The 25,991-nt window shown below is 42.4% G+C and carries 24 protein-coding genes and 1 pseudogene; 20 read left to right on the forward strand and 5 right to left on the reverse strand.

Features of this window, described 5'->3' with window-relative positions; genetic code table 11:
* The 4 genes and pseudogenes from B3X18_RS04410 to B3X18_RS04425 all read right to left on the reverse strand — a co-directional run.
* A pseudogene (locus B3X18_RS04410) lies at window positions 1–249 on the reverse strand (histidine kinase); the annotation flags it as partial.
* A 73-nt stretch (window positions 250–322) separates the two neighbouring features.
* The gene (locus B3X18_RS04415; protein WP_005026662.1) at window positions 323–1,042 is read right to left on the reverse strand and encodes a FadR/GntR family transcriptional regulator; all 720 of its coding nucleotides are present in this window, start codon (window positions 1,040–1,042) and stop codon (window positions 323–325) included.
* A 56-nt stretch (window positions 1,043–1,098) separates the two neighbouring features.
* The gene (locus B3X18_RS04420) at window positions 1,099–1,869 is read right to left on the reverse strand and encodes a nuclear transport factor 2 family protein (protein ID WP_005026659.1); all 771 of its coding nucleotides are present in this window, start codon (window positions 1,867–1,869) and stop codon (window positions 1,099–1,101) included.
* Window positions 1,870–1,886: 17 nt separating this feature from the next.
* Entirely contained in the window at window positions 1,887–3,317 is a 1,431-nt protein-coding gene (locus B3X18_RS04425) for a gamma-aminobutyraldehyde dehydrogenase (protein ID WP_005026658.1), read from the reverse strand.
* 384 nt (window positions 3,318–3,701) lie between these two features.
* Between B3X18_RS04425 and gabT the strand changes: the two genes are divergently transcribed.
* The 3 genes from gabT (at window position 3,702) to B3X18_RS04440 (ending at window position 7,851) form a co-directional block, all read left to right on the forward strand.
* Window positions 3,702–4,982: a 4-aminobutyrate--2-oxoglutarate transaminase gene (gabT, locus tag B3X18_RS04430; RefSeq protein WP_005019631.1), complete on the forward strand. Its 1,281-nt coding sequence runs from the start codon at window positions 3,702–3,704 to the stop codon at window positions 4,980–4,982.
* Complete coding sequence (locus tag B3X18_RS04435; RefSeq protein ID WP_005026654.1) at window positions 4,979–6,427, forward strand: NAD-dependent succinate-semialdehyde dehydrogenase; 1,449 nt, start codon at window positions 4,979–4,981, stop codon at window positions 6,425–6,427. The genes gabT and B3X18_RS04435 overlap by 4 nt, the downstream gene beginning before the upstream one ends.
* 152 nt (window positions 6,428–6,579) lie before the next feature.
* Window positions 6,580–7,851: a Glu/Leu/Phe/Val family dehydrogenase gene (locus B3X18_RS04440; protein WP_034671069.1), complete on the forward strand. Its 1,272-nt coding sequence runs from the start codon at window positions 6,580–6,582 to the stop codon at window positions 7,849–7,851.
* 149 nt (window positions 7,852–8,000) lie between these two features.
* Here the strand turns inward: B3X18_RS04440 and dsbD are convergent, their stop codons facing one another.
* A complete protein-coding gene (dsbD, locus tag B3X18_RS04445) occupies window positions 8,001–9,875 on the reverse strand; it encodes a protein-disulfide reductase DsbD (protein ID WP_005026641.1) in 1,875 nt (624 codons plus the stop codon).
* A gap of 289 nt (window positions 9,876–10,164) precedes the next feature.
* On the opposite strand from dsbD, the gene B3X18_RS04450 reads away from it, so the two are divergent.
* The 17 genes from B3X18_RS04450 to B3X18_RS04530 all read left to right on the forward strand — a co-directional run bounded on the left by B3X18_RS04450 (window position 10,165) and on the right by B3X18_RS04530 (window position 25,891).
* A complete protein-coding gene (locus B3X18_RS04450; RefSeq protein ID WP_005026639.1) occupies window positions 10,165–10,587 on the forward strand; it encodes a YeeE/YedE family protein in 423 nt (140 codons plus the stop codon).
* Entirely contained in the window at window positions 10,584–10,997 is a 414-nt protein-coding gene (locus tag B3X18_RS04455; protein ID WP_005019643.1) for a DUF6691 family protein, read from the forward strand. The genes B3X18_RS04450 and B3X18_RS04455 overlap by 4 nt, the downstream gene beginning before the upstream one ends.
* 13 nt (window positions 10,998–11,010) lie before the next feature.
* Window positions 11,011–11,883 carry an MBL fold metallo-hydrolase gene (locus tag B3X18_RS04460; protein ID WP_005026638.1) on the forward strand — a complete coding sequence of 291 codons (873 nt, stop codon included), beginning with the start codon at window positions 11,011–11,013 and terminating at the stop codon, window positions 11,881–11,883.
* Window positions 11,884–12,217: 334 nt separating this feature from the next.
* Entirely contained in the window at window positions 12,218–13,666 is a 1,449-nt protein-coding gene (locus B3X18_RS04465; protein ID WP_005026637.1) for an NAD-dependent succinate-semialdehyde dehydrogenase, read from the forward strand.
* Window positions 13,667–13,806: 140 nt separating this feature from the next.
* The gene (locus B3X18_RS04470) at window positions 13,807–14,742 is read left to right on the forward strand and encodes a p-hydroxyphenylacetate 3-hydroxylase reductase component (RefSeq protein WP_005026635.1); all 936 of its coding nucleotides are present in this window, start codon (window positions 13,807–13,809) and stop codon (window positions 14,740–14,742) included.
* Between the two features lie 345 nt (window positions 14,743–15,087).
* Window positions 15,088–16,494: an aldehyde dehydrogenase family protein gene (locus tag B3X18_RS04475; RefSeq protein ID WP_005026633.1), complete on the forward strand. Its 1,407-nt coding sequence runs from the start codon at window positions 15,088–15,090 to the stop codon at window positions 16,492–16,494.
* A 764-nt stretch (window positions 16,495–17,258) separates the two neighbouring features.
* A complete protein-coding gene (locus tag B3X18_RS04480; RefSeq protein WP_016801283.1) occupies window positions 17,259–18,686 on the forward strand; it encodes an amino acid permease in 1,428 nt (475 codons plus the stop codon).
* Window positions 18,687–18,917: 231 nt separating this feature from the next.
* A complete protein-coding gene (locus B3X18_RS04485; RefSeq protein WP_005026629.1) occupies window positions 18,918–19,790 on the forward strand; it encodes an urease accessory protein UreD in 873 nt (290 codons plus the stop codon).
* Between the two features lie 86 nt (window positions 19,791–19,876).
* Entirely contained in the window at window positions 19,877–20,179 is a 303-nt protein-coding gene (gene ureA / locus B3X18_RS04490) for an urease subunit gamma (protein ID WP_005019651.1), read from the forward strand.
* A 9-nt stretch (window positions 20,180–20,188) separates the two neighbouring features.
* Window positions 20,189–20,515, forward strand: a complete 327-nt coding sequence (locus B3X18_RS04495; RefSeq protein ID WP_005019652.1) for an urease subunit beta — start codon at window positions 20,189–20,191, stop codon at window positions 20,513–20,515.
* Complete coding sequence (ureC, locus tag B3X18_RS04500) at window positions 20,512–22,212, forward strand: urease subunit alpha (protein ID WP_005026626.1); 1,701 nt, start codon at window positions 20,512–20,514, stop codon at window positions 22,210–22,212. The genes B3X18_RS04495 and ureC overlap by 4 nt, the downstream gene beginning before the upstream one ends.
* A 402-nt stretch (window positions 22,213–22,614) precedes the next feature.
* A complete protein-coding gene (locus tag B3X18_RS04505; RefSeq protein WP_227548685.1) occupies window positions 22,615–23,046 on the forward strand; it encodes a hypothetical protein in 432 nt (143 codons plus the stop codon).
* Between the two features lie 121 nt (window positions 23,047–23,167).
* Window positions 23,168–23,377, forward strand: coding sequence for a hypothetical protein (locus tag B3X18_RS04510; RefSeq protein WP_016801284.1), 210 nt, complete (start codon window positions 23,168–23,170; stop codon window positions 23,375–23,377).
* 125 nt (window positions 23,378–23,502) lie between these two features.
* A complete protein-coding gene (gene ureE / locus B3X18_RS04515; protein WP_005019662.1) occupies window positions 23,503–23,988 on the forward strand; it encodes an urease accessory protein UreE in 486 nt (161 codons plus the stop codon).
* A complete protein-coding gene (locus tag B3X18_RS04520; RefSeq protein WP_005019664.1) occupies window positions 23,975–24,640 on the forward strand; it encodes an urease accessory protein UreF in 666 nt (221 codons plus the stop codon). The genes ureE and B3X18_RS04520 overlap by 14 nt, the downstream gene beginning before the upstream one ends.
* A 56-nt stretch (window positions 24,641–24,696) precedes the next feature.
* Window positions 24,697–25,311 (forward strand): urease accessory protein UreG, encoded by a 615-nt coding sequence (gene ureG / locus B3X18_RS04525; protein WP_005019668.1) that lies wholly within the window; start codon window positions 24,697–24,699, stop codon window positions 25,309–25,311.
* Between the two features lie 10 nt (window positions 25,312–25,321).
* On the forward strand, window positions 25,322–25,891 hold the full coding sequence (locus tag B3X18_RS04530; protein WP_005026625.1) for a HupE/UreJ family protein: 570 nt from the start codon (window positions 25,322–25,324) through the stop codon (window positions 25,889–25,891).
* Window positions 25,892–25,991 lie beyond the last annotated feature (100 nt).

A 25,991-nucleotide genomic window follows, 5' to 3' on the forward strand; every position in this document is an offset into this window, starting at 1 on the left:
TTTTTCGGTAGTATATCCTGCAAAACCAATCCCATGTGTATAAGTCGATTTTCCTAATGCAGCCTTAATTTCATATTGTAAAGCTTGACGCTCCTCAGTCGACAGTTTAATACCGCGACCCGGATCTATCATACGTCGAGATAAAATATGGCTGGTCTGCTGGGCCAATTGCTGTGCAGTTGAAGTGGTCTCACTTATAACCTGCTCGAGTAACATCTGGAGCTGTTCTATATATAATTCTGTTTTCATTCCTTTATATCCTTGTCCTTGTTATTTCACCGTCTGGATAGGAACATGCAACGTTCCGGTATATCTATTCTTGTTATGCGATGGACAGTTTGTACTCGAGCATCTGGTCAGTCAGCATCGAGATAATTTTTTTGGTGTGCAGTGCTGCCTGAGCTTCATCTGCCTGATCTAGCAATGGCAATAATTGCTGATATTGCTCAACTACATCTGTATGAAAGTCTGTATCCTGATAAAGTATCGCAACCAGAGGGGCCCACTCTGCCTGAATGGAAAGCTCCTGATTGGCTAGTCTTGAAGACTGTGCAAACGAAGCTAGAGTTAACAGACAGCGCATATCGGTTTGTGCGCGGGTATCCGGTTGTGTAGCCTGTGCAAATAGATGGATCAGTTCCCTCATTTTTGAAAGATCTTGTGTTGTCGTGCGCTGGGCAGCCAGATATACACTATGGCCAAGAATGGCGCTATGGTATTCGCCCAGATCTGCCAGATAATCACTACTGGCCTGCCGCAAGGGATGCTGCTCTAGCAACAGATCAGGAGAAATTTCACAGATAAAACTTCCACCGTTACGTCCACGTCGCGTATCAATCAGGCCTTTTACTCTCAAGGTGTTTAATGCTTCACGAACCGTAATGGGTGATACCCCCATAAGGCGGGCCAAATCGGCCTCATTTGGAAGCTGTTCATTACTTTTGAGCAGACCAGAAATGATTGCATTTTCTAGCCGTCCTACCACCTGTTCCGAGCGCGTGGCCTGCTCGATAGGCGCAAATATAATGGTATGTGCTGTCATGGCTAACTCTCTTTAAAGCCAGGCATAAAATACCCGGCTCAGGAAGCGGCTAATCTTTAAAATACGCCATAGCGATGTACAGCCTGGTCATCTTGGGGAACTGGAGCAATTGCATCCCAGAGTTCAACGATTTTACCGTCTTCTACACGCCATAATTCAAAATAGGCATGACGTGTACCTGCAATACTTCCTTCAGAGTGGGTCAAGACAAACTGGCCATCGGCAATGGTGCGATGAATTTTCGAGTATAGCAAACCTTGACCTTCGTTACGGATTTTGTTGAGGAAATCGATCACTGCCACAGTACCGTCACCAATATCAGGGCTATGCTGCTGAAATAATTCGCCGTTAGCATAATCTCTGAAGCCTTCATAATCACCTTCGATCAGCGTACGGGTAAAAAATTCTTTTACCAGTGACCGGTTATGTTCTTCCTGACCAGTCTTTGCTACCTCAGTGGGCCCGTCAAGCTGGGTACGGCCACTAAGATTGGCTGCTGCTTCAGGGACTAATCCGTCCCAGTGTTCTACAATTTTGCCATCTTTAACCCGGTAAATATCAAAACCGACCAGTGGCTGTTCATCTAGCCCTTCAAAGCGTCCATGAATAGCGACCAGATCGCCATCGGCCAAGATGCGAACAGCTTCATGTTTAAGATTTGGACAGTCTTGTACCAGTTGACGCAAACCAGAAAGCCCATCTGCGACCAGAGGCGAGTGTTCAATAAAGTCTGCCGAGAAGTAACGTTCAAGCGCACTGGTGTCATGCAGGCTGAACAGTTCATGATGCGCAGTTCCGACCAGTGCTTTAATTTCCTGTTGATTCATGTTTGGCTCCAGCCTGACTAGTCATTTGAACTCATTACGTGCTTGATACGGGTATATTCTTCAAAACCGTAACCTGACAGGTCTTTACCATAACCTGATTTTTTGAAGCCGCCGTGTGGCATTTCAGCAGTCAGCGGAATATGCGTGTTGACCCATACTGTACCAAAATCAAGTTCGCGGCTGAGACGTGTAGCACGCCCGTGATCTCTGGTCCATACACTTGAAGCCAAGCCATATTCAACGTCATTGGCTTTATAAATGGCATCCGTTTCATCACTAAATTTTTGTACGGTAATCACTGGACCAAAAATTTCATTTTGAATTACTTCATCCTGCTGTTGCAGACCAGTAATAACTGTAGGTTCAAAATAATAGCCTGGACGGTCAGCATGACGACCACCAGTTTCAATTTTGGCATGTGAGGGCAGACGTTCAATAAAGCCTGTCACATGTTTAAGCTGGTTGGCATTATTGAGTGGGCCATATAAGGCATTTTCATCATCTGGTTCACCGAACCGAGTGTTCTTTGCAGCAGCCACCAGTTTCTGCACAAATTCGTCATGTACTGCTTCAGATACAATTACTCGGGTTGCGGCGGTACAGTCTTGCCCGGCATTAAAAAAGCCGGTCATGGCTATCATCTCAGCCGCTTTTTCGAGGTCGGCATCTTCAAAAACCAGAACCGGAGCTTTACCTCCAAGTTCCAGGTGAGCCTTGGCAAGATTGGCCGCAGCAGAGGCTGCCACCTGTAAACCGGCACGCACTGAACCGGTAATCGATACTAAGGCTGGAACTTTATGTGAAACCACCTTGGAGCCTACATCTGCCTTGCCTAACACCACGTTAAAAGCGCCTTTTGGAAAGAATGGTGCTGCAATTTCTGCCAGCAGTAAAGTGCTTTCCGGTGTGGTATCGCTAGGTTTAAGCACAACGGTATTGCCTGCAGCCAGTGCAGGTGCAATTTTCCAGACAGCCATCATGAGTGGATAGTTCCAGGGTGTTACCTGACCGACTACACCCACTGGCTCACGGCGGATACTGGACGTTAAGCCTTCCAGATATTCAGATGTTGCTGTCCCTTCCAGTAAACGTGCTGCGCCTGCAAAAAAGCGGATCTGGTCCGCACATATTGCTACTTCTTCAGAAGCGATCAGATGCTTAAGCTGTCCAGTATTACGGCTCTGTGCTTCAATTAGGCGGTCTGCATTGGTTTCAATAGCATCGGCCAGGCTTAGTAAAGCTTTCTGGCGTGCAGAGGGCGTAGTCCGTCCCCAGGTTTTAAATGCTTCTTTAGCAGCAGCATAAGCGGCATCTACTTCTGCTTCAGTTGCATTAGGCGACTGTGCATATAGTTCTCCAGTTACCGGACTGATCAGATCAAAATAATTATTGTCTTGCGGTTCAGAATATTCACTATTAATAAAATGTTTTAGTTTTACAGTCGTCATTTTTTACTCTTCCTTGGTTATAAAATATTACATATAAAACTATATGTATTATGTTTTATTTAAACTGTCAAATTATTTTTTTAAAAAGAAATAAAAGCAGGAGTAAGCAAAAAAATTTATCTAATTATTTTAGTAATTAGTAAGTAACTAAAAAGATTAACTTAATTTTTAAAAACCTAACATAACCTTGAAGGGAAAATAATTTTTTTATCTAACCTATTAAGATTCTCTATTTTTTATAGCAAAACAGATTGGCTCCTAAAGAAGAACAAGAAATGGCTCTCGTCAGAATGGGGTAAAAGGGTGAGATTAAAGCAGTCATCAGTCGTCAGACAAGCCTAGAGCAGGAACTGACGGTGCTTAAATAAAAATGAGGTACAAAAAATGGATTCTAAACATACTGATATTAACAGCCGCAAGCAGCAGGCCACTCCACGCGGTGTAGGCATTATGTGCTCATGGTATGTAGAACGTGCAGAGAACGCCACTCTGTGGGACATGGATGGGCGTGAATATACTGACTTTGCAGGCGGGATTGCCGTACTGAACACTGGTCATCGCCATCCGAAAGTGATTGCAGCAGTAACTGAACAGCTCGGAAAATTTACTCATACGGCATACCAGGTTGCGCCTTATGAAAGTTATGTATCTTTAGCTGAGCGTATTAACCAGCGTGCGCCTATTGAAGGGCCGGCAAAAACAGCTTTCTTTACCACAGGTGCAGAAGCTGTAGAAAATGCAGTCAAAATTGCCCGGGCTGCCACTGGTCGTTATGGCATTATCACATTTAGTGGCGGTTTTCATGGCCGTACTTTTATGACTATGGCAATGACGGGTAAAACAGCACCTTATAAACGTGATTTTGGTGTCATGCCGGCAGGTGTATTCCATGGCCGCTATCCATCGCAGTCACAGGGAATCAGTGTGGACGATGCAATGGAAAGCATTGAAAATATTTTCAGTACTGACATGGTACCTCAAGATGTTGCCGCTATTGTACTTGAACCGGTGCAGGGGGAAGGTGGTTTCAATGTCGCACCTCAGGAATTTCTGGTGCGTTTGCGTGAGCTCTGCGACCAGCACGGTATTTTACTGATAGCCGATGAAGTGCAGACCGGTTTTGCCCGTACCGGACAACTGTTTGCTATGCAACATTACAGTATCAAGGCCGATATGATTACTATGGCTAAAAGCCTCGGCGGTGGCTTCCCGATTTCTGGCGTAGTGGGTCGTGCCGAAATAATGGATGCACCGAACCCGGGAGGACTGGGCGGTACTTATGCCGGTAATCCGCTGGCTGTAGCGGCTGCACATGCAGTAATTGATGTGATCGAAGAAGAACAGCTTTGCGAGCGTGCACATGTACTGGGTTCACAGCTCATCAAAACCCTGGAACAGCTTAAAGTTACCAGCTCCATGATTCAGGATATACGTGGTCTGGGTTCTATGGTCGCGGTAGAGCTTGAATATGCTGAGCAGGCAAAAGCGATTCAGGAATATGCCATGAGCCAAGGTCTTTTGCTGCTGACTTGTGGTAAATCAGCGAATGTTATCCGTTTTCTATATCCACTCACTATTCCGGCTGAACAGTTCCAGAAAGCTCTGGATATTCTGAAAGCCGGTTTCACAGCAGTCACCCAGCAAAATCTGGAGCGCTCTGCATGATCCAGCAAAATTTACAGTATTTACTGGACCATCCCGACATCACTTTTACCCAGCCTTCAGCTGATCATTATATCTGTGTACAGGATGCTGCTACAGGAGAACAGCTGGCTTGGGTCAGAACTTATGACCGTGCGGCTATAGAAAATGCTATTCAACGTGCTGAACAGGCACAGGCTGTCTGGAAACAGCAGACTGCCCTGCAAAAAGCTGATCTACTGTGGAACTGGTACCGCCTGATGCTCAAGCATCAGGAGGATCTGGCACAGATCCTGACTGCCGAACAGGGTAAACCGCTGTCAGAAGCACGGGGCGAGATTAGTTATGCTGCATCTTTCATCCGCTGGTTTGCTGAGCAGGCTCGTCGTGTAGATGGAGAGGTTTTGACATCATCTCAGGCACAGCAACGGTTACTGGTAATTAAACAGCCAATCGGAGTAACAGCGGCAATTACACCCTGGAACTTTCCGGCCGCCATGATTACCCGCAAGGTAGGACCAGCACTTGCTGCGGGTTGTTCAATGCTGATTAAGCCAGCAGAACAGACGCCACTTAGTGCTTATGCACTGGAGGTTCTGGCATTACAGGCAGGTATTCCAAAAGATGTCATGATTACACTGAGCGGCGAATCAATTGAAGTTGGCCAGACTTTATGCGAAAGCGACGTTGTCCGCAAGCTGAGCTTTACCGGTTCAACCGAGGTCGGCCGCATTCTCATGAAACAGTGTGCGCCAACAATTAAAAAGCTGTCACTCGAACTTGGGGGGAATGCGCCGGTTATTGTATTTGATGATGCCAATCTGGATCAGGCTGTAAAGGGAATAATGGCTAGCAAATTCCGTAACAGCGGCCAGACCTGTGTATGTGCAAACCGTATTTATATACAGGAAGGTATTTATGATGCAATCAGTGAACGTGTGATTGCTGAAGTTGCCAGGTTAAAAGTGGGTGACGGCCGACAGTCTGAAATAACACAAGGCCCACTGATTGACGAAGCTGCAATTGAGAAGGTCCAGTCGCACATTGAAGATGCCGTTAGCAAAGGTGCAAGCATCCGTACAGGCGGCAAACGGCTAAATCAAACCAGCACATTTTTTGAGCCAACCGTTTTAACTGGTGTCACTCAGGAAATGAAAATTTCTCGTGAAGAAACTTTTGGTCCACTGGCTCCATTATTCAGTTTTAGTACTGAAGAAGAGGTAATCCAGATGGCAAACAACACAGAATTCGGGTTAGCTGCTTACCTGTTTACACAAAGTACAGCCCGGCAGTGGCGTGTGGGGGAAGCGCTGGAATACGGCATGGTAGGCATCAATACTGGCCTGATTTCAACAGAAGTTGCTCCTTTCGGTGGTATAAAACAGTCAGGGCTGGGGCGCGAAGGCTCGCAGCATGGGATTGATGAATACCTGGAAATGAAATATTTATGTGTTGATATAAGTAACTAAAATTCAAAAATATCACATAGCCTGAGTGGTGGAAAATTTTTTCATCTCTCGGGCTATGTTGATATATGTTAAAGGTTCTTCACTTCTATATAGAAGTCCACCACTATAAGAACTTCTCCCATGCACATTAGAATTTCCTGAAGGAAACAGTTATGTCTAATCTTTCTTATATTAATGAAGAGGCAGGCGCCTGGAATACCTATCTGGCCCAGATTGATCGGGTGGCTCCATATCTGCAACATCTTGCTGATTATATTGATACTTTAAAACGTCCCAAACGTGCTCTTATTGTCGATGTGCCCATTGTAATGGATGACGGAACCATTCGGCATTTTGAGGGCTACCGGGTACAACATAATCTGTCCCGCGGTCCGGGGAAAGGAGGTATTCGTTACCATCCAGATGTGGATCTGAATGAAGTCACCGCGCTGGCTGCCTGGATGACCATTAAAACAGCTGTAGTCAATCTGCCTTTTGGTGGTGCCAAAGGCGGGATTCGAGTTGATCCGCGCGCTTTATCAACCCGTGAACTGGAACGGTTAACGCGTCGTTATACCAGTGAAATTGGCCATATTATTGGCCCACAAAAAGATATTCCGGCTCCTGATGTGGGCACTAACCAGAATGTCATGGGCTGGATCATGGATACTTATTCATCAAATAAGGGCTATACAGTGACAGGTGTAGTTACGGGCAAACCGGTCCATTTAGGGGGGTCGCTGGGACGTGTCAAGGCCACTGGCCGTGGCGTGTATATTACCGGACGTGAGGCTGCCAAAAAAAATAATCTGGCGATTGATGGTGCTAAAGTCGCCGTACAGGGGTTTGGTAATGTGGGCAGTGAAGCAGCAAATCTGTTCGCACAGGCAAATGCCAAGGTGGTATGTATTCAGGACCATACCGGTACGATCCTGAATAATAATGGTATTGATCTGGACGCTTTACGAATTTATATGGAAGAGCATCCAGGTGTACTCGGTTTTCCAGGTGCTACGCCTATAACTAATGACGAGTTTTGGGATGCTGAAATGGATATCCTGATTCCGGCAGCGCTTGAGGGACAAATTACTGTTGAAAGTGCTGAAAAATTAAAAGCCAAGCTGGTTTTGGAAGGCGCAAACGGTCCGACCTATCCTGAAGCTGATGACGTGTTGCTGCAACGGGGCATTACGGTGGTGCCAGATGTTATCTGTAATGCCGGAGGGGTAACTGTCAGTTATTTTGAATGGGTACAGGATATTTCAAGTTACTTCTGGACTGAAGAAGAAATTAATCAGCGTTTGGATAAACTGCTTATTCAAGCAATTCATGATGTCTGGAATACTGCTGAGGCCAAGAAATGTACTCTGCGTACCGCTGCCTATATTCTGGCATGTGAACGAATTCTGATTGCACGTAAAGGTCGCGGCATCTTCCCGGGTTAACTTTTAACCGGTAGATAAATGCTAAAACCATTGTGAGAAAAACCCAAACAGGATCTATAGATTGATCAGGTTTGGGTATTTAACAGTAAAAAACTATTTGTAAATTAGTATATAAATAAGCAAATAACTTTACCGTTTTAAGATTCAAATTAATTCTCTGTATGCCTGAGCTGACGAATGAGCTGCTCGGCATTAAAGGCACCGGTTAGCCGAAGCTCACGTTTTTCTTGCCCATCCGGCTGTAAAAATAGAACCGTTGGAGGCCCCAGAATTTCCCGTTCAGATAAAATCTCATCCTGAGAAGGCTGATAATGAGACAGGTCAAGTTTGATTCTTTGCCATGATTTTAATGCTCCTTGTACATCTGCACGTGGCGTAATATCGCGCTCGATAGGCTGGCAAGCAACACACCAGTCCGCATACACATCAATCACGATAGGACGCTGAATTTGACGAGCTTTGGCCAGTACTTGATTTAATTCTTCAGCATTTCGTACTATCTGCCATGCATGAAGTTCAGAGGCATGTTGTTCGGCATTTAAAGATGACAGAGCATTTTTTATATTCCATCCACTTACGCCAATCAATAACGCTGCCAACAAGCAGGTCAAAATCTTGGCTTGCCCCTTGTTCTGCTTTCGGGTGATCCAGCCCAGATAAAGTGCGAGGGCCAACAGTAAACCTGCAAACAGAGAATAATATAATGTCAGAGAGAGTAGAGGCCGGATAAAATATACTGCCATCATCAGCATAATAAAGCCAAAGCTGAATTTGAGACGCTCCATCCACAGTCCGGGTCTAGGCAGGAAGCGGGCACCAAATACTGCAGCAATAAATAATGGCAGACCGATACCCAGGCCGAGCATAAACAGGTACAGACCGCCCAATAATGGACTTTGTGTCTGTGAAACAAATAAGAGTGAACCAGCTAAAGGCGCACTCATGCATGGGCCAACAATCAGGGCTGAAAGGACCCCCATCACAGCAGCGCCGTAAATGGTTCCGCCAGTCTGCCGGTTCTGGATACGGTCCAAACGCTGCAAAATACCTTGGGGTAGAGACAGCTGAAACAGGCCAAGCAGATTGAATGCAAATACTACAAATAGCAGTGCAAAGCCAATAATCACCGGTGGACTTTGAAACCAGCGCTGAAAACTGTAACCAACCCCAGCCACCAGCATGCCCATTAATGCATAAACCAATGCCATACTGACAACGAATGCTGTAGCGATAGGAATAGCCCGGTAACCTTTTTTACGCTGCACGATAATGCCTGACAGAATCGGAATTAAAGGTAAAGAACAGGGCAGGAAAGCCAGAAGTATTCCAAAAATAAAAAAGATCAACAGATTAAGTAGCCAGGAATCCTGCGAGAAAAGATTTAAAAATACCTGATCATTATTCCATTGATTTGACCAGAAAAAAGAGCTATCTGAAGTATTTTTAGAACTAATAGATTGATCTGTATTGGTATTTATAACTTCTAGCTGTTGAGCTTTATAAGTTGAGGACTGCCCTGCATCAGAAGATGAATCAATATCCTCACGGCTAACAAGCGTCGGATTTTGTTGTGCCGGTTCGCTACCTGTAAATGAAGCCTGAGTATTACCAAGCTGTAGCAAGCCGTTTTTTTGAGACTGTAACTGCGGAAAAAGTCCATCCTGATCAGTGGTCAAGGTAGTGCGTTGTACCGGATAACACAGCCCGTCTGCCGAGCAGCCCTGCCAGCTGATCTGATAACTGGTCTTTGGCTTCACCTGAATTTTAGCTGCAACCTGATGATAATGAACCTCTGTAATTCCAAAGGTTGGATCATTTTTCTTTGTACCTTTAGGCAGTTCAATGTTTAATGGCTGCTGGCCAACCATAACCTTGAACTGGTTATGATACAAATAATAATGTGGTGCAATATTCCATTGTAGCAGGGCTTCTTTTTGTGAAACTGATTCAGCCTTGAGCTGGAAGGCCTGTGCGGCAGGCAGAAAACTAGCATTTGCCAAAGCGCTAGTACTGACTATGCTCACAAAACAGGAGAGTAAAATTTTTCTAACGTGCACTTCTATTCATAGGGGAGGCTAAATATTTAATTGTATTATGCCTGTCTTAAAAACAAGACGCTATGAACAGTTTTGTTATTCATTTTCAAGCAAACTAGTCATAAAAAACGAATAAACTCATTATAAATTTCTATTTATTCCAAGTTTTATTAAAAAAATAGATATAACAAATATATAGGAAATTATTAAGATTTAATAATTGATTAAAATATATATTTATATTATATAAAAATATATATTGTTATTTGGTGAATCTATGATTCAGGACTATTGGCTTGCCCTACTTGGTGGAGCATTACTTGGCTGTTCGGTGATCGGCTACCTGTGGGTCAATGGCCGGATCGCTGGTATCAGTGGGCTGATTGCACAGGTACTTGATCCCGCTACTTTATGGAAAACACCGGCTCTCTGGTTTTTGCTGGGCCTTATATTAACGCCTTTTCTATATAGCTTATTTGTAGTACCAGAGATTGAATTGAATGCTTCGCCCTGGATGATGATTATCGCCGGGTTATTAGTGGGCTTTGGTACCCGTCTAGGTTCTGGCTGTACTAGTGGTCATGGTATCTGTGGTATTAGCAGGCTTTCCAGACGCTCAATGGTTGCTACATTAAGCTTCATGCTCGCAGGTTTTATCACGGTTTATCTGCTTCGGCACGTTCTGAGAATACAGTCATGAAAAATATTTTGGCCTTTATATTTGGTAGTATTTTTGCGCTTGGGCTGAGTATTTCAGGAATGGCTAATCCTGAAAAAGTACTGGATTTTCTGGATATCACTGGTACATGGGACCCAAGTCTGGCTTTTGTGATGATAGGTGCCATTTTAGTGGCCATTATTCCGTTTCAGAAAGCGCTACGTTCTGCCGAGCCTAAAACTGTATTCCATGAAACAATAGAACTACCCACCAATCAAAAAATTGATTCTAAACTCATCATGGGTGCGCTGATTTTTGGTATGGGCTGGGGTATAGCTGGAATTTGTCCTGCACCAGGACTGACCCTGATCGGCCTTGGCCATTATGAATCACTCTATTTTATTTTAGCGATGCTAGCTGGTGTATTTGTTCATCGCAAATGGTTTGGATAGGAGAGCGAATATCATGACAATAAAACCTCTGGTTAAGGCATTTTTTGATAATGATACCAATACTTTCAGTTATGTAGTTACTGATCCTGTCACAAAGCACTGTGCTGTCATTGACAGTGTAATGAATTATGATGCAGCTTCAGCTTCCATGCATTACCAGCAGGCTGATGAAATTTTGCATTATATTAAACAGCAGGGCTTAACGGTTGAATGGATTCTTGAAACACATGTGCATGCTGATCACATGACAGCTGCGCCATATATTCAAAGTAGTGCAGGTGGCAAAATTGCCATGAGTAAAAAAATCTCTGTAGTGCAGGAGACTTTTAGCAAAATTTATAATTTTGAGCCTGAATATTTTAAGGTTCATCATCCTTTTGATTATCTGTTTGAAGATGGTGAAAAGTTCAAAATTGGCGAACTTGAAGCCTACAATATTCCGACACCGGGGCATACACCTGCCTGCCTGAGTTATGTCATCGGTGATGCTGTTTTCGTAGGAGATACCTTATTCATGCCAGACTACGGTACAGCACGTTGCGACTTTCCAAACGGCAGTGCTGAACAGCTGTTTGATTCGGTACAGGCTTTATATCAATTACCTGATCATACCCGGGTATTCCTGTGTCATGACTACAAGCCAGAAGGCCGGGATGAGTTTGTACATGAAACGACCATTGGTGCGCAGAAACATGGCAATGTCCATATTCAGGAAAATACCCGCAAACAGGATTTTGTAACTATGCGCACCCAGCGCGATGCCAAATTATCTATGCCTAAACTAATCTTGCCAGCGATTCAGATCAATATGGATGGAGGACAATTACCAGAACCGGAGGCAAATGGGGTACGTTATCTGAAAATCCCTCTTAACTTCTTTAATTAATTTTGCTCAAGAGCTCTACCTATAACAGGAAGAAACTCATAAAGACTAGTAATGCCAGAACTTAAACTCATCTGAAAATTCTGGTTCTGGCCAAGCAGCATTAAAATTTTTTTTATTACATTTCATGTTTTATATTAGTCTTAAAATTCTAAAAATATCTTTTATAAAAAACACATAGTGACTCGATTGAGGTTTGGTACAAAATTTGTCTTAGTTAGTCTAAAAAAAATATTTCTAAAAAAAATTATGAAATAATTGTTAAAACAACCGTATTTAAACATTGAAGAGAAACCAAGCCATTAAAGTGTTTAAGCGTTTATCAGGGAGTGTATTAGTGCAATTAAAAAATTCTGGTTTATTTAAACAACAGGTATTTATTGATGGTCAATGGCTAGAAGCAGAGCAGAATAAAAGTTTTGCCGTAATAAACCCGGCTACTGGTGAAACCATTGCTCATGTACCTTCTGTTAGTGAACAGCAGGTAGTAAAAGCAGTAGAAGCAGCTGATCAGGCACTACAAAGCTGGAAACAGACCACTGCAAAAGAACGTTCAATCCTGCTAAAAAAATGGTACCAGCTGATGATTGAACATCAGGAAGATCTCGCGATAATTCTAAGCACGGAACAGGGTAAACCAATGACCGAAAGTCGGGGGGAAATTCTGTATGGTGCAAGCTTTATCGAATGGTTTGCTGAAGAGGCTAAACGCACTTATGGTGATGTGATTCCCCATGATAAGCAGGGACGTCGCCTGCTTGTGATTCGTCAGCCAGTTGGCGTAGTGGCTGCAATTACACCTTGGAATTTCCCCAATGCCATGATTACCCGTAAAGTTGGTCCGGCATTGGCGGCAGGCTGTACTGTCGTGATTAAACCAGCTTCTGAAACTCCACTTTCTGCACTAGCTCTGGTCGCTCTGGCTGAAGAAGCCGGAATTCCAAAAGGTGTAATCAATGTAGTGACTGGCAGTGCCCGTGAAATAGGTGGAATCCTGACTCAGCATCCTCTGGTGCGTAAGGTATCTTTTACCGGTTCGACCGCCATTGGTAAATTACTGATGCAGCAATGCTCTTCAACCATGAAAAAAATCAGTATGGAATTAGGTGGTAATGCACCATTTATTGTCTTTGAGGATGCAGATCTGGATAAAGCAGTTGAGGGAGCGATAGCATCAAAATTCCGTAATAGTGGCCAGACCTGTGTATGTACCAACCGTATTCTGGTTCAAAACAGTATTTATGATACTTTTGTTGAAAAGCTTGCCGCTGCTGTAGCAAAACTCAAAGTTGCTCCTGCTTTTGAACCGGGTGCAGAACAAGGCCCGCTGATTAATGAAAAGGCAGTTGAAAAAGTTCAGCAACATATTGATGATGCAACCTCCAAAGGAGCTAAAGTCATTTATGGTGGGCAGCGGCATCAATTAGGTCAGACATTTTTTGAGCCAACCGTCTTAACTGATGTAACCCCAGATATGCAAGTCGCACAAGATGAAACCTTTGGACCACTAGCACCAGTTTTTAGATTTACCGAAGAAGCAGAAGCTATCCGTATGGCGAATGATACTGAATTTGGCTTAGCTTCTTATATTTATACGCAAAATCTAAGTCGGGCCTGGCGTGTAAGCGAAGCTCTTGAATACGGTATGGTCGGTATAAATGAAGGTTTAATTTCTACTGAAGTTGCACCTTTTGGTGGAATAAAGGAGTCGGGTTGTGGCCGTGAAGGTTCTAAATATGGGATCGAAGACTACCAGGAACTTAAATACTTGTGCATGGGTATCTAGTCAGTTTCTGGCAATTTCTTTGAGAATGTAATCGTATAGTTTTATGATAGCCTGATATTTCATGATGAAATCATGAGTATAAGGCCTGTCCAGGAAACTATTTAACGTTACAATAACAGGGAGAAATTAGACTGAACGTTATGAACACAATTAACACAGCCCCTGTTATTGATACTAAAGCCTTTCGCCGGGCACTGGGTAATTTTGCAACCGGTGTCACTGTAATGACTGCTCAGAATAGTCAAGGTGAAAAAGTTGGCGTAACAGCTAACAGTTTTAACTCTGTCTCACTTGACCCAGCATTGATTCTATGGAGTATCGATAAAAACTCTTCAAGTTACCGGATCTTTTCACAAGCCAGTCATTTCGCGGTCAATATTTTATCTGCGGCTCAAATTGAATTTTCCAATAATTTTGCCCGCCGTGCAGAGGACCGTTTTGCTGGAGTCGATTTTGACATGGGTGCCGGTAAAGCACCTTTATTAAAAAACTGTTCCGCTGTGCTGGAGTGTGAAAAATTTGATATTGTTGAAGGGGGTGATCACTGGATCATTCTGGGTAAAGTGGTTAAGTTTCATGACTATGGCCGTTCTCCTTTACTTTATCATCAAGGTGTTTATTCTGCGGTACTGCCTCATCCGAGTTTGAATACGCCTGTTGAGTCCAGAGAAGATAGTTTTCCTGGCCGTTTATATCATAACATGTACTACTTGCTAACTCAGGCAGTGCGAGCCTATGAAAGCGACTATCAACCCAAACAGCAGGCTACAGGTTTTCGGACCAGTGAAGCACGTTTATTACTTGTATTGGACAGTAAAACTGCCAGTAGTAAAAGTGCACTGCAGCATGAAGTCGCTATGCCGATTGCCGAGGTTGAACAGGCAGCCGAGATTTTAGCCCAAAAAGGTTTGCTTATTGAAACCGAGACTACTTATGTACTTACGGAACACGGAAAGAGTGTGGCCAATATGCTCTACCGGATTTCTGAAAGTCATCAACAGGAAGTATTTTCAAAATATACAGAAGAGCAACGCGAACTCTTTAAAGAAATGCTTAAAGACCTGATTGAACTTTAAAAAGTTTTTAATTTTATATTTAACTTGTTCTGTTATTTTGTCTTATCTGAATTATGAACAGTTTAGGTAAGATCTTCACGTCTTTATAATAGCCTAAGCATACTGACCTTATTAAAATTTAATAATTTATTTTAAAATTTAATTACATTATTTATAATAAATTTATGCATAATGTAATAGGTCCAACGCTTAAATAAAAGGTATTTAAATAATAAGATGAATTAATTTAAATCCTAAAATAAGGATATTAAAGCAAAAGTGATTTATTTTGAAATCTGGAAAATTTTTATCAATTCTTAAATTGCTCAATTTAGTAATTTTTATAACACTAACCAGGATGGTAGTATGAATACTCATGTCATTATTAACGGTGAGAATATTCAAGGATCAGCAGAAACTTTTAAAGTGCTGAATCCAGCTAATGAAGAAGTAATCACGGAAATAGCCAGTGCAACCCCAGAGCAGGTCAATCAGGCAGTTCAGGCTGCTACTGAAGCTTTCAAGCAATGGAAAAATATTTCTGATAAGGAAATTAATAACAGTTTTAGTAAAATTGCGAATGATATCCGTCAGGAAAAAAAAGAAATTGCCCGGTTAATTACCTTGGAGCAGGGAAAGCCATTAGGCTTGGCAGAGTTTGAGGTAGAAGCAGGTGCTAGCTGGATTGAATACATCGCCAGTCTTGAAATACCAGTTGAAACTATTCAGGAACCTGGTGGTAAAACTATTCAGGTTTATAACCGCCCACTTGGTGTGGTCGCATCGATTACACCATGGAACTGGCCGTTTATGATTGCAGTCTGGCATCTGTTTCCGGCCTTAAAAACTAAAAACTGTATTGTCAATAAACCCTCAGAATATACTCCTTTAAGTACAGTCAAACTGGTAGAAATTATTAACCGTCATGTACCAAAAGGCGTGTGTAGCGTAGTACTTGGCACAGGTAAAGTCGGGCAGGTTCTCAGTGAGCATCCTGATATCGCCAAAGTTACATTTACCGGTTCGACACGTACCGGGCAGAGTATTTTGAGCCATTCGGTTAATACACTTAAAGGTGTAGTACTGGAATTGGGTGGTAATGATGTAGGAATCGTACTAGACGATATTGACGTAGATAGCACGGCCGAGAAAATTTTTGGCTCGGCGTTTTTAAATGCTGGCCAGACTTGTGCCGCATTAAAGCGCTTATATGTGCATGAAAATATTTATGAGGACTTAATACATAAACTGGTAGAAATAGCTGAACGGCAGGTTGTGGGTAATGGACAAGAAGAAAACACAACTTTTGGTCCGGTACAAAACCGTATGCAGTTTAATAAAGTTAAGGCGCTTATTGAGGATGCGATTGCTCAGGGTGGAGAACTGCTTACTCAGGCACCAGTACTGCCAGAAAACGGCTATTATATTGCACCGACTTTGATTGCAAACCTAAGAGAAGGTGTGGCACTGGTAGATGAAGAGCAATTTGGTCCGGTTTTACCTATTATAAAGTTTAGTGAGATAGATGATGTGATCCAGCGCGCCAATCAAAGCTCTTTCGGGCTCGGCGGTTCAGTCTGGAGCCAAAATATTGAAAAAGCTCAAGAGATTGCCAATCAGCTAGAATGCGGTACGGTGTGGATTAACAGTCATGCTGACCTGTCACCTGCTGCACCATTTGGTGGTTGGAAACTTTCCGGCTTGGGTTATTCATTTGGATTGGATGGCCTACTTTTATTTACCAAGAAACAGGCAATCCATATCAGTCGCTAAAATGTTAAGGTGCCTCTTAGCTGATAAATGAGATAAGAGGCATTTAACAGTCTGTTTTAAACGTGCAAGGTCAGGTTATATTCAAAGAATATAAGTAATTCTATTCTTCAATTATTCATGCCTATAGTTATGTTTAATTCTAAAAATCAAAGCAATAAATTTTAAAATATAAAAAATATTAAGCCTGGTTTTCATATATTAAATCGGTACCTTAACTTGATGATCAGAAATATAAATTGGCTCCTGACAAATTTTAAAAAATGGTACTCGCAGGCTCTGGATAAACACGCCATATTGTTTAGGTCGATAGGGCCAGATGTATTAAAACAAGTGGTGGCGAACGTACCATGTACATGAGTAAAAACTTGTACTTGCAGAGAATATTAAATAATGAATCTAAAAAATAAAGTCAGAAGCAAAGATTGAATGCTGTTTGGCAATATCGAGTATTTTTAGTGTGGTGGCGGCTATAGTTTAAGTGACACGAGCTAAATACCTCTGATTTTTAAAGTAAGTCTCTAACCTGACTATAGTTTCCTTAAACTCCAAAGCTAATGTGTATAAATAAATCTGATTGATCAAGATCATTATTCATTTTAATTGCTGGCTATAAACTCTGGACTCTTCAATTCAAGCAAAACAATTTCGTAAGGTGTAGATATGGCATTTTTATTTCAGGACTAATGTACAGTTTGCTGAATCTTGAAATTTTTTAAGTCGCTATCTATTTGCAACCATTAAAAAATTCATGGAATGAATACAAGATGCAGATAAATAAAAAAGAATCTTCGAATCAGTTAAGTGATTCATTAAAAACCAGACACCTCACCATGATGTCAATTGCCGGTGTTATTGGCGCTGCTTTATTTGTTGGCTCAGGTAGCATTATCGCAGCAGCTGGTCCGGCAGTAATACTGGCTTACTGTGCCGGTGGAGCTCTGGTGGTATTTATTATGCGCATGCTGGGTGAAATGGCGGCCACCTCACCCGATACCGGTTCTTTTTCGACTTATGCAGAACGTGCCATCGGGCGCTGGGCGGGCTTTACGATCGGTTGGCTGTACTGGTGGTTCTGGGTGCTGCTGATGGCGTGGGAAGCTTATGTGGCAGGATTAATCCTGCATGAATGGTTTCCCTTACTCAGTGTAAATGTATTTACCCTGATGATGACGATTACTCTGACTGCCATCAATTTTATGCGGGTGAGTAAATATGGTGAGGTAGAGTTCTGGTTTGCTCTAATTAAAGTGATTGCAATTGTCCTGTTCATTGTTTTGGGTATATTGGCAATTTCCCGGTTATGGCCAGTGGGTGGCGTCAGCGGCTTAAGCAATCTTAGCACTCATGGCGGCTTTATGCCCAATGGTTTGGGGCCGGTCATTGTTGCTTTACTGGGGGTCATGTTTTCATTTTTAGGCGCAGAAATTGTAACGATTGCCGCGTCAGAATCTAAAAATCCGGTAGAACAAACCAAGCGCGCTATTAAATCTGTAGTCTGGCGGATCTGCCTGTTTTATATTGGCTCAATCTTCTTGATTGTCTGTATTGTTCCATGGAATGATCCTTTGCTTAGCCAGACAGGTTATGGAGCATACCGCCGTACTTTTGAAATATTAGGTATTCCTGCAACCAAGTGGATCATGAACTTCGTAGTACTGACATCGGTCAGCAGCTGTTTTGTTTCAGGTCACTATACCGCATCACGCATGTTGTATTCGCTTTCAAAGCGAGGAGATGCACCCACCCTGTTTCAAAAAACCCGTAAAAATGGTACACCAGTATTTGCTGTATTGGCCTCTTGTGTAGTGGCATTTGCTATTGCACTGATGAATTTTTTTGATGCACTTAAACCCAGAGAAATTCTGGATATACTCATGAACACCACGGGTATGATCGCGATGCTGGTTTATCTGGTGATTGCTATTTCTCAGCTCAGACTACGCCGGAAAATGGAACGCGAAGGTCAGGAAATCAAACTCAAAATGTGGTTTTTTCCGTGGTTAAGCTATCTGGTGATTGCTTTTATTGTTGCATCTTTAATTGCCATGACTTTTATAGAGCAATATCGTGTTCTGGTTATTTCTACAGGTGGAGCGGCATTAATCGTTATTTTTATTGGGATTACACTGCAGTTTAAAGCTTACCGGAGAAAACTGGCAGCCCAGCGTCCACTTAAACGAAGTTATTTCTAGTATATCAATTCATCCATGCCTTAAATCTTTTTTAAATTTTTCAGGTTATAGCTACTGTTATAGATGCTATAACCTGATGATTTTTTAATCATACATTTTAATTTAAATACTGTTTTACTAGCTTATAATCTGCTCATTTCTCTCATTGCTTAATATAAAAATTATCTCTTCAGCACATTTTGGTGCAGTTTTTGCATTTTTCCAGATGATCTTATTAAAAGTTTTAAGAAAATGCAGTTTTTGAATGAAGATAAGCCCGATGAATCTGCTCGCTGGTTTGCACGTCTGGAATTGGGTTTTAAAGCAGCACAGGACCGCACTATTTTACAGCATCGTTGGCATTTTGGACCAATTAGGGTGCAAAAAATGTTATGGCCAGAAAAAACTGGAGTGTGTCATGTCATTATTGTGCATCCGCCTGCAGGAATTGCCGGGGGCGATCATCTGACTTTCAAGATTCATGTGGATGAAGAAGCACATGCCTTGGTTACTACTCCTGGTGCCGGAAAATGGTACAAGACCAATGCGAAACAGGCTTTCCAGCATATTCAGATTCAGGTTGAAAATAATGCAATTTTTGAATGGGTTCCTCAAGAAACCATGCTGTTCAATGGAGCATGGGCACACACTGAAACCACAGTTCAACTAAAGAACAATGCCAGCTTTATTGGCTGGGATATGCTGGTGATTGGGCGCCAGGCGCGAGATGAACGGTTTACTGAAGGCCTGTTTCAGAACCGCTTTAAACTGTTAAGAAATGAGCAGTTACTGGTCGCAGATAGCCTGAACTTTAAGGGGAATGACCGCTGGCTTAGCTCGTGTCTGGGAATGAATAATCGTGCAGCTATGGGAAGTTTCTGGGCTATAGCACCTGAAAAATTTAGAACCAGCTTTTATCTGGATCAACACCTTGATCTGATCCGTGAGCTGATGATGCGTATGGATACACCAGTAACTTTAACTCTGCTCAATGATGTGATTTGTGCCCGTTATCTGGGGGATGATGTCCGTCAGTGCCATGATGCCTTTGCGGCAATCCGTGCCCGGCTGCGACTTTACTGGTTTGACCTGAATGAAGAGTTTCCACGAATCTGGAAAACCTGACAGTTAAATAATCTTCAAGCCTGCGCATTCTAAAAAAACTTGCATATATATTGCATGACATTTGTGAAGAATTTTAGGAAAGAGATATGGAACTCAACCCTACTGAAAAAGACAAATTATTGATTTTTACTGCTGGCTTGGTAGCAGAACGTCGTAAGGCACGGGGGGTAAAGCTTAACTATCCTGAAGCAATTGCTTTTATTTCAGCAGCATTACTTGAAGGTGCACGTGACGGTATGACGGTAAGTGACCTGATGCACTATGGCACTACCTTGCTTACACGCGCAGATGTCATGGAAGGTATACCGGAAATGATCGCGGAAGTGCAGGTAGAGGCAACGTTTCCAGATGGCTCCAAGCTTGTGACTGTCCATCAACCGATTGTCTAGGAGAGCAATATGATTCCGGGTGAAATTTTTACCCCTGACCTCGACATTGAAATGAATGTCGGTCGTCAGACCTTGAAAATCACTGTAGCAAATGCCGGAGACCGTCCAGTTCAGGTGGGTTCACATTTTCATTTTTATGAAGCGAATGATGCATTGCAATTTAACCGGGAAGCCACAAAAGGCTACCGGCTCAATATTGCTGCGGGTACAGCAGTGCGTTTTGAACCCGGTCAAAGCCGCTCTATAGAGCTGGTTGCGCTGGCAGGCAAGCGTGAAGTATACGGGTTTGCGGGTCGTGTAATGGGCAAGCTGGAAGAACAGGAACACAAAAAATGAAAATGTCACGCCGTGCCTATGCGGAAATGTTTGGTCCAACACTCGGTGACCGGGTTCGTTTGGCGGATACCGAACTGTTTATTGAAGTCGAACAAGACCTGACTACCTATGGCGAAGAGGTCAAGTTTGGCGGTGGTAAAGTCATTCGTGATGGAATGGGGCAATCGCAGCTGCTAGCAGAGGAGGTGGCCGATACCATAATTACTAATGCGTTAATTGTCGACTGGTGGGGAATTATTAAGGCTGATGTCGGTCTAAAAAATGGCCGGATCTGGAAAATTGGTAAGGCTGGTAACCCGGATATTCAACCCAACATTACTATTCCTTTAGGAGCAGCAACTGAAGTGATCGCAGGTGAAGGGCAGATTCTGACTGCAGGGGGAGTTGATACGCATATTCACTGGATTTGTCCGCAGCAGGTAGAAACTGCACTCATGTCAGGTATAACCACTATGATTGGTGGTGGAACCGGGCCTGCAGCCGGTACTTCGGCAACTACTGTTACTCCAGGGCCATGGCATATCTCGACCATGTTGCAGGCCATTGATGATTTGCCCATGAATATTGGTTTACTGGGTAAAGGTAACTTAAGCAAACCGGAACCAGTTGCCGAGCAGATCCAAGCCGGTGTGGTGGGCTTAAAACTTCATGAGGATTGGGGATCAACGCCAGCGGCCATCGATAACTGTCTAACTGTAGCAGAAAATTATGATGTACAGGTCGCCATACATACCGATACTTTAAATGAAAGCGGATTTCTGGAAGAGACCCTGGCAGCATTTAAAGATCGTACGATTCACACTTACCATACCGAAGGTGCGGGTGGTGGACATGCTCCAGACATTTTAAAAGCAATCGGGCAGCCGAATGTTCTACCATCTTCTACTAACCCGACCCGGCCTTATACGATAAATACTATTGATGAGCATCTGGACATGCTGATGGTCTGCCATCATCTCGACCCGGCTATTGCTGAAGATGTAGCCTTTGCAGAAAGCCGTATACGTCGTGAAACCATTGCAGCAGAAGATATTCTGCAAGACTTGGGCGCAATTGCCATGATGTCATCAGACTCGCAAGCCATGGGTCGTGTAGGTGAAGTTATTATCCGTACCTGGCAAACCGCGCACAAAATGAAAGTACAACGCGGTACATTAGAAGGCGATAATCCCAGTCATGACAATAACCGTGTAAAACGCTACATCGCAAAATATACAATTAATCCGGCAATTACACATGGATTAAGCCATGAAATCGGCTCAATAGAAGTCGGTAAGCTGGCTGATCTGGTACTGTGGAAACCGGCATTTTTTGGGGTGAAACCTTCCATGATTATTAAAGGCGGCATGATTGCTGCTGCGCCCATGGGCGATATTAATGCCTCTATTCCAACCCCGCAGCCTGTACATTACCGCCCAATGTTCGGGGCATTTCCACGAGGTGTGCACAATACCTGTATTACCTTCTTGTCACAAGTAGCAATTGAGAGAGGTGTACATAAAAAATTGGGACTAAAAAAGCTCATCAGTCCATGCAAAGAAACACGTAACCTCACTAAAGCGGATATGAAGCTAAATACTTACTGTCCTGTGATGGAAGTAGACCCGGAAATTTACGATGTACGGGCAGATGGGGAATTACTGACGTGTGAACCTGCGGAAGTGTTACCAATGGCGCAGCGTTACTTCTTGTTTTAAATGGTAATTTAGATCAATATGCCATCTTTACTATTAAAATAATTGAGGGTGAAGATGGCTTTTAAATTTGAAAGTCAGGAATTTAAACTTAAATTTGATTAAGTCGAATCACTGGCAAGGAGCATAATAGAAGATGAGACGTACGCAGAAAGTATTAAAAACTTAGCCAACCATTTTCTAACTGCAACCCGCGTTTTTAACACGAATCTTGATTTAAGTGATTATGATCAATATATCGAATATTCGAGGAAACAACCTGTATCAGATTTCGTAAAAGTCGTAGATCAAGCCCTCAAGAAATATAAAAATAGTAATTTAGAATCTGATTTAATCTATCTATTCGACATCAGTTTAAATTTAATTAATATCTATTTTTCTGAACTAACTTTTATTCTAGGTGGATTGAGTAATTCAATTTCTTTGGAAGTGGGCAGCGTTATTGACTTTGTTAATACCAAATATTCCAATAATCCCAATTTTAGACGCTATGTTGGATTTGCTGAAAGAGATTTACCATTCCAAATTTTTAAAGAGTTATTTCATTCAAATGAAATTAAAAATGTAGCGGAATTAAATAGTAAGTTAAATGAAGCTAATAATGCTATCAATACTTGGAATAGTACATTCGAAACTAAGCGAGATGAAGTAGAAAATTTAGAAAATAAACTTGAAGAATATAAAACTAAATATGATTTTGTTCTTTTAAATAAGTGGTTTAAGCAACGCTATGAACAGAAAAAAGAGGAATTGAAAAGTAGGAAGGAGGGATATTCTGCTTTTGGTGCAATGTTATTTTTTACGCCGTTATGCTCACTCGCGCTTTTTATATTTTAGTTTAGGTGAGCAAGGACTTAAATTTATTATTTATTTATCATTACCCGTTACTACATTCATGATTATTGTTTTTTATTTCGTGAGAGTAGGACTACAGCATGTTCGTTCGGTTCAATCTCAAATGATGCAACTTGAACTACGAATGGCGCTCTGCCAATTTATTTATAACTATGCAGAAGACTCTGAAAAGTTACATAAGAAAAACTCATCTGGTTTTGAAAAGTTTGAGAACATAATCTTCTCACCACTTGTGTCTTCTGACGATAAAATTCCGACTACATTTGATGGAATGGAACAACTTGCTAAATTAATTGGGGAGTTCAGGAAATAAATGCACCAATAAAAACCTTATTGGCACGAAAAATGCTTAATTTTGAGGCGTAAAACTACTGACAGTTGATATGAGAATCATGAAACATTCAATTGTTAGGGATCTTTGCTTTAAAAAGGATAAGCATGAAAATCTATACCCAGCGATTAGAGACTATTCAACATAACAGTTCCTTTGAAATTGTTGAGCTGACATTTGATACCCGTCAAAAAAGCCGTTTTCGTGCGACCTTAAATTCAGGTATCGATATTGGTGCAGATTTACCTCGTACAGGTATTTTAAGAAGTGGTTCATTTATTGCCACAGAGCAGGGTGATATTTTGCGTATAGATGCCAAACCTGAACATTTGATGCAGGTGATCGCCCAGAGCGACTTTGATTTGGTAAAAGCAGCCTATCACCTAGGTAACCGTCATGTTCCGCTGATGCTCACACCTAGCGCTTTATATTTTGAACCTGACCATGTGCTGGCAGAAATGGTTACAGGACTGGGTCTAACCGTTGCTGAGATCGAGCATCCTTTTGAACCAGAAAGTGGTGCCTATGCACAACACAGTCATGAACATCGTCTAAGTCCAATTAAAGCTTTACATGCTCATGGCCATCACTAATGCCAGCCAGCTTCTCAAACTGCTAACACTCTCTTCTACAGCCTTGCCGGTAGGCGCTTACTGCTATTCGCAGGGGGTGGAAAGTGCGATTGATCAGGGCTTTATTCATGATGAAGTTTCTAGTATTGCCTATTTTGAAGAAGTACTTGAAATGCTGCTAGTACGCTTTGAATTGCCCGTACTTCAACGCCTGATACAGTTTTACGCCAATGAAGAGCAATTTTTATACTGGGCAAACTTATATCGTGCCAGTCGTGAAAGCAGAGAATTGCTGGCGGAGTCACAGCAACTGGCGTTTTCCCTAAATGCCTGGATACGAGATGTTCTAAAACTTCCAGTAACTGTTAAAAAACAGTTTGGTTTTGTTCCGGTATATGCCCAGTTATGTGGCCAACTACAACTAAATATAGCTGATGTCTTAACTGCTTATAGCTTTAGTGTTCTGGAAAATCAGGTACTGGCAGCAGTCAAGACTATTCCACTTGGACAGATGAGTGGCCAGCGCATTCTATGGCAGCTGCATAAACTGATCCCGCAGGCGGTAGAGCAGGCTTTAACACTACAGGATGATGAACTGAGTAGCAGTTTGCCGCAATATGCCATGCTGAGTATGGCACATGAAACCCAATATTCACGTTTATTTAGGTCATGAATGAAGCGCTGGTTTAAAAATTCAAAGTAAGTTGTGAAATTAAAAAGGAAAACAAGATGACAGAACGTAGTCCATTAAGAGTAGGCATTGGCGGACCGGTGGGTTCAGGTAAAACAGCTCTTACCTTGAATCTATGCCGTGTCTTACGGGATAAATACAATATGGCCGTGGTCACTAATGATATCTACACCAAGGAAGATTCAAACTTCCTGACCCGTCATGAGGCTATGAGTCCAGATCGTATTGTCGGGGTAGAGACAGGAGGCTGTCCGCATACCGCTATTCGTGAGGATGCTTCAATTAATCTGGCAGCGATTGATGATTTATGTGAGAAGTTTGATGGACTGGAACTGATCATTATTGAAAGTGGTGGAGATAATCTGGCCGCAACGTTTAGTCCTGAACTTTCTGATCTGACACTATATGTCATCGATGTTGCAGGAGGAGAAAAAATTCCACGTAAAGGCGGGCCGGGAATTACTAAATCTGATCTTCTGATTATCAATAAAACTGATCTGGCGCCAATGGTTGGAGCAAATCTGGACGTTATGGACCAAGACGCCAAACGTATGCGTGGTGAAAAACCATTTTTATTTTCCAACATGAAAACCCAAGATGGTTTAAATGAAATTATAGAATTTATTGAAAAACAAGGACTATTTAAAGCCTGAGGACACTTATATGAAAAATATCATTCAAAGAGCCAGTTTAATAATGCTTGGCCTGATACCGGCAGTCAGTCAGGCACATCCGGGGCATGACCATCACTCAGGTTTTAGCGCGGGTTTCCTGCATCCTTTTACAGGCATGGACCATATGATTATGGCACTGGCGTTGGGCGTTTTACTTTGGTCCGCAGCCAGACAGTGGAAAATACTTGGCATGGCCAGTATGGCTACCGCACTGGTATTTGGTTTCGTGCTGGGTCAGCAACAGTTATTTTCGAGCAGTCTTGCCGAGTATGGCATTATTGCCTCACTGTTGATGGTTACTCTTGCACTATGGTCAAAATCCAGAATAATTTTACCTGTGGCTACAGCATTACTGGTGACTTTTCATGGTATTGCTCATGGTAATGAGCTCGGTCATTCAGGCCATATCGCCGGACTTGTTTCAGGTATGATAATAGCGATGTCTTTGATTTATACCGCAGGCTTGGGCCTTGGAGCATTGATTACACGCTATATTCCTTATGGCAAAAAAATTGTTGGGGCGTGTGCAGCAATTGTGGCCCTGATAGGCCTTGCTTAGTTTTTCTTATTTCCTGCTGTTTAAGAGCTAAATACTTGTTTGGCTCTTAACTCTTCTGAAATTCTATGGATACAGGCAGGGCAGAGTAAAACTTGAAGTG

The organism is Acinetobacter sp. UBA6571 (genome assembly GCF_002434085.1).
GTDB classification, from domain to species: Bacteria; Pseudomonadota; Gammaproteobacteria; order Pseudomonadales; family Moraxellaceae; genus Acinetobacter; species Acinetobacter radioresistens.

Coding starts and splice junctions, on each gene's coding strand:
- B3X18_RS04415 (WP_005026662.1), bottom strand. CDS start 1,042: ATGACAGCACATACCATTATATTTGCGCCTATCGAGCAGGCCACGCGC.
- B3X18_RS04420 (WP_005026659.1), bottom strand. CDS start 1,869: ATGAATCAACAGGAAATTAAAGCACTGGTCGGAACTGCGCATCATGAA.
- B3X18_RS04425 (WP_005026658.1), bottom strand. CDS start 3,317: ATGACGACTGTAAAACTAAAACATTTTATTAATAGTGAATATTCTGAA.
- gabT (WP_005019631.1), top strand. CDS start 3,702: ATGGATTCTAAACATACTGATATTAACAGCCGCAAGCAGCAGGCCACT.
- B3X18_RS04435 (WP_005026654.1), top strand. CDS start 4,979: ATGATCCAGCAAAATTTACAGTATTTACTGGACCATCCCGACATCACT.
- B3X18_RS04440 (WP_034671069.1), top strand. CDS start 6,580: ATGTCTAATCTTTCTTATATTAATGAAGAGGCAGGCGCCTGGAATACC.
- B3X18_RS04450 (WP_005026639.1), top strand. CDS start 10,165: ATGATTCAGGACTATTGGCTTGCCCTACTTGGTGGAGCATTACTTGGC.
- B3X18_RS04455 (WP_005019643.1), top strand. CDS start 10,584: ATGAAAAATATTTTGGCCTTTATATTTGGTAGTATTTTTGCGCTTGGG.
- B3X18_RS04460 (WP_005026638.1), top strand. CDS start 11,011: ATGACAATAAAACCTCTGGTTAAGGCATTTTTTGATAATGATACCAAT.
- B3X18_RS04470 (WP_005026635.1), top strand. CDS start 13,807: ATGAACACAATTAACACAGCCCCTGTTATTGATACTAAAGCCTTTCGC.
- B3X18_RS04475 (WP_005026633.1), top strand. CDS start 15,088: ATGAATACTCATGTCATTATTAACGGTGAGAATATTCAAGGATCAGCA.
- B3X18_RS04480 (WP_016801283.1), top strand. CDS start 17,259: ATGCAGATAAATAAAAAAGAATCTTCGAATCAGTTAAGTGATTCATTA.
- B3X18_RS04485 (WP_005026629.1), top strand. CDS start 18,918: ATGCAGTTTTTGAATGAAGATAAGCCCGATGAATCTGCTCGCTGGTTT.
- ureA (WP_005019651.1), top strand. CDS start 19,877: ATGGAACTCAACCCTACTGAAAAAGACAAATTATTGATTTTTACTGCT.
- B3X18_RS04495 (WP_005019652.1), top strand. CDS start 20,189: ATGATTCCGGGTGAAATTTTTACCCCTGACCTCGACATTGAAATGAAT.
- ureC (WP_005026626.1), top strand. CDS start 20,512: ATGAAAATGTCACGCCGTGCCTATGCGGAAATGTTTGGTCCAACACTC.
- B3X18_RS04510 (WP_016801284.1), top strand. CDS start 23,168: ATGATGCAACTTGAACTACGAATGGCGCTCTGCCAATTTATTTATAAC.
- ureE (WP_005019662.1), top strand. CDS start 23,503: ATGAAAATCTATACCCAGCGATTAGAGACTATTCAACATAACAGTTCC.
- B3X18_RS04520 (WP_005019664.1), top strand. CDS start 23,975: ATGGCCATCACTAATGCCAGCCAGCTTCTCAAACTGCTAACACTCTCT.
- ureG (WP_005019668.1), top strand. CDS start 24,697: ATGACAGAACGTAGTCCATTAAGAGTAGGCATTGGCGGACCGGTGGGT.
- B3X18_RS04530 (WP_005026625.1), top strand. CDS start 25,322: ATGAAAAATATCATTCAAAGAGCCAGTTTAATAATGCTTGGCCTGATA.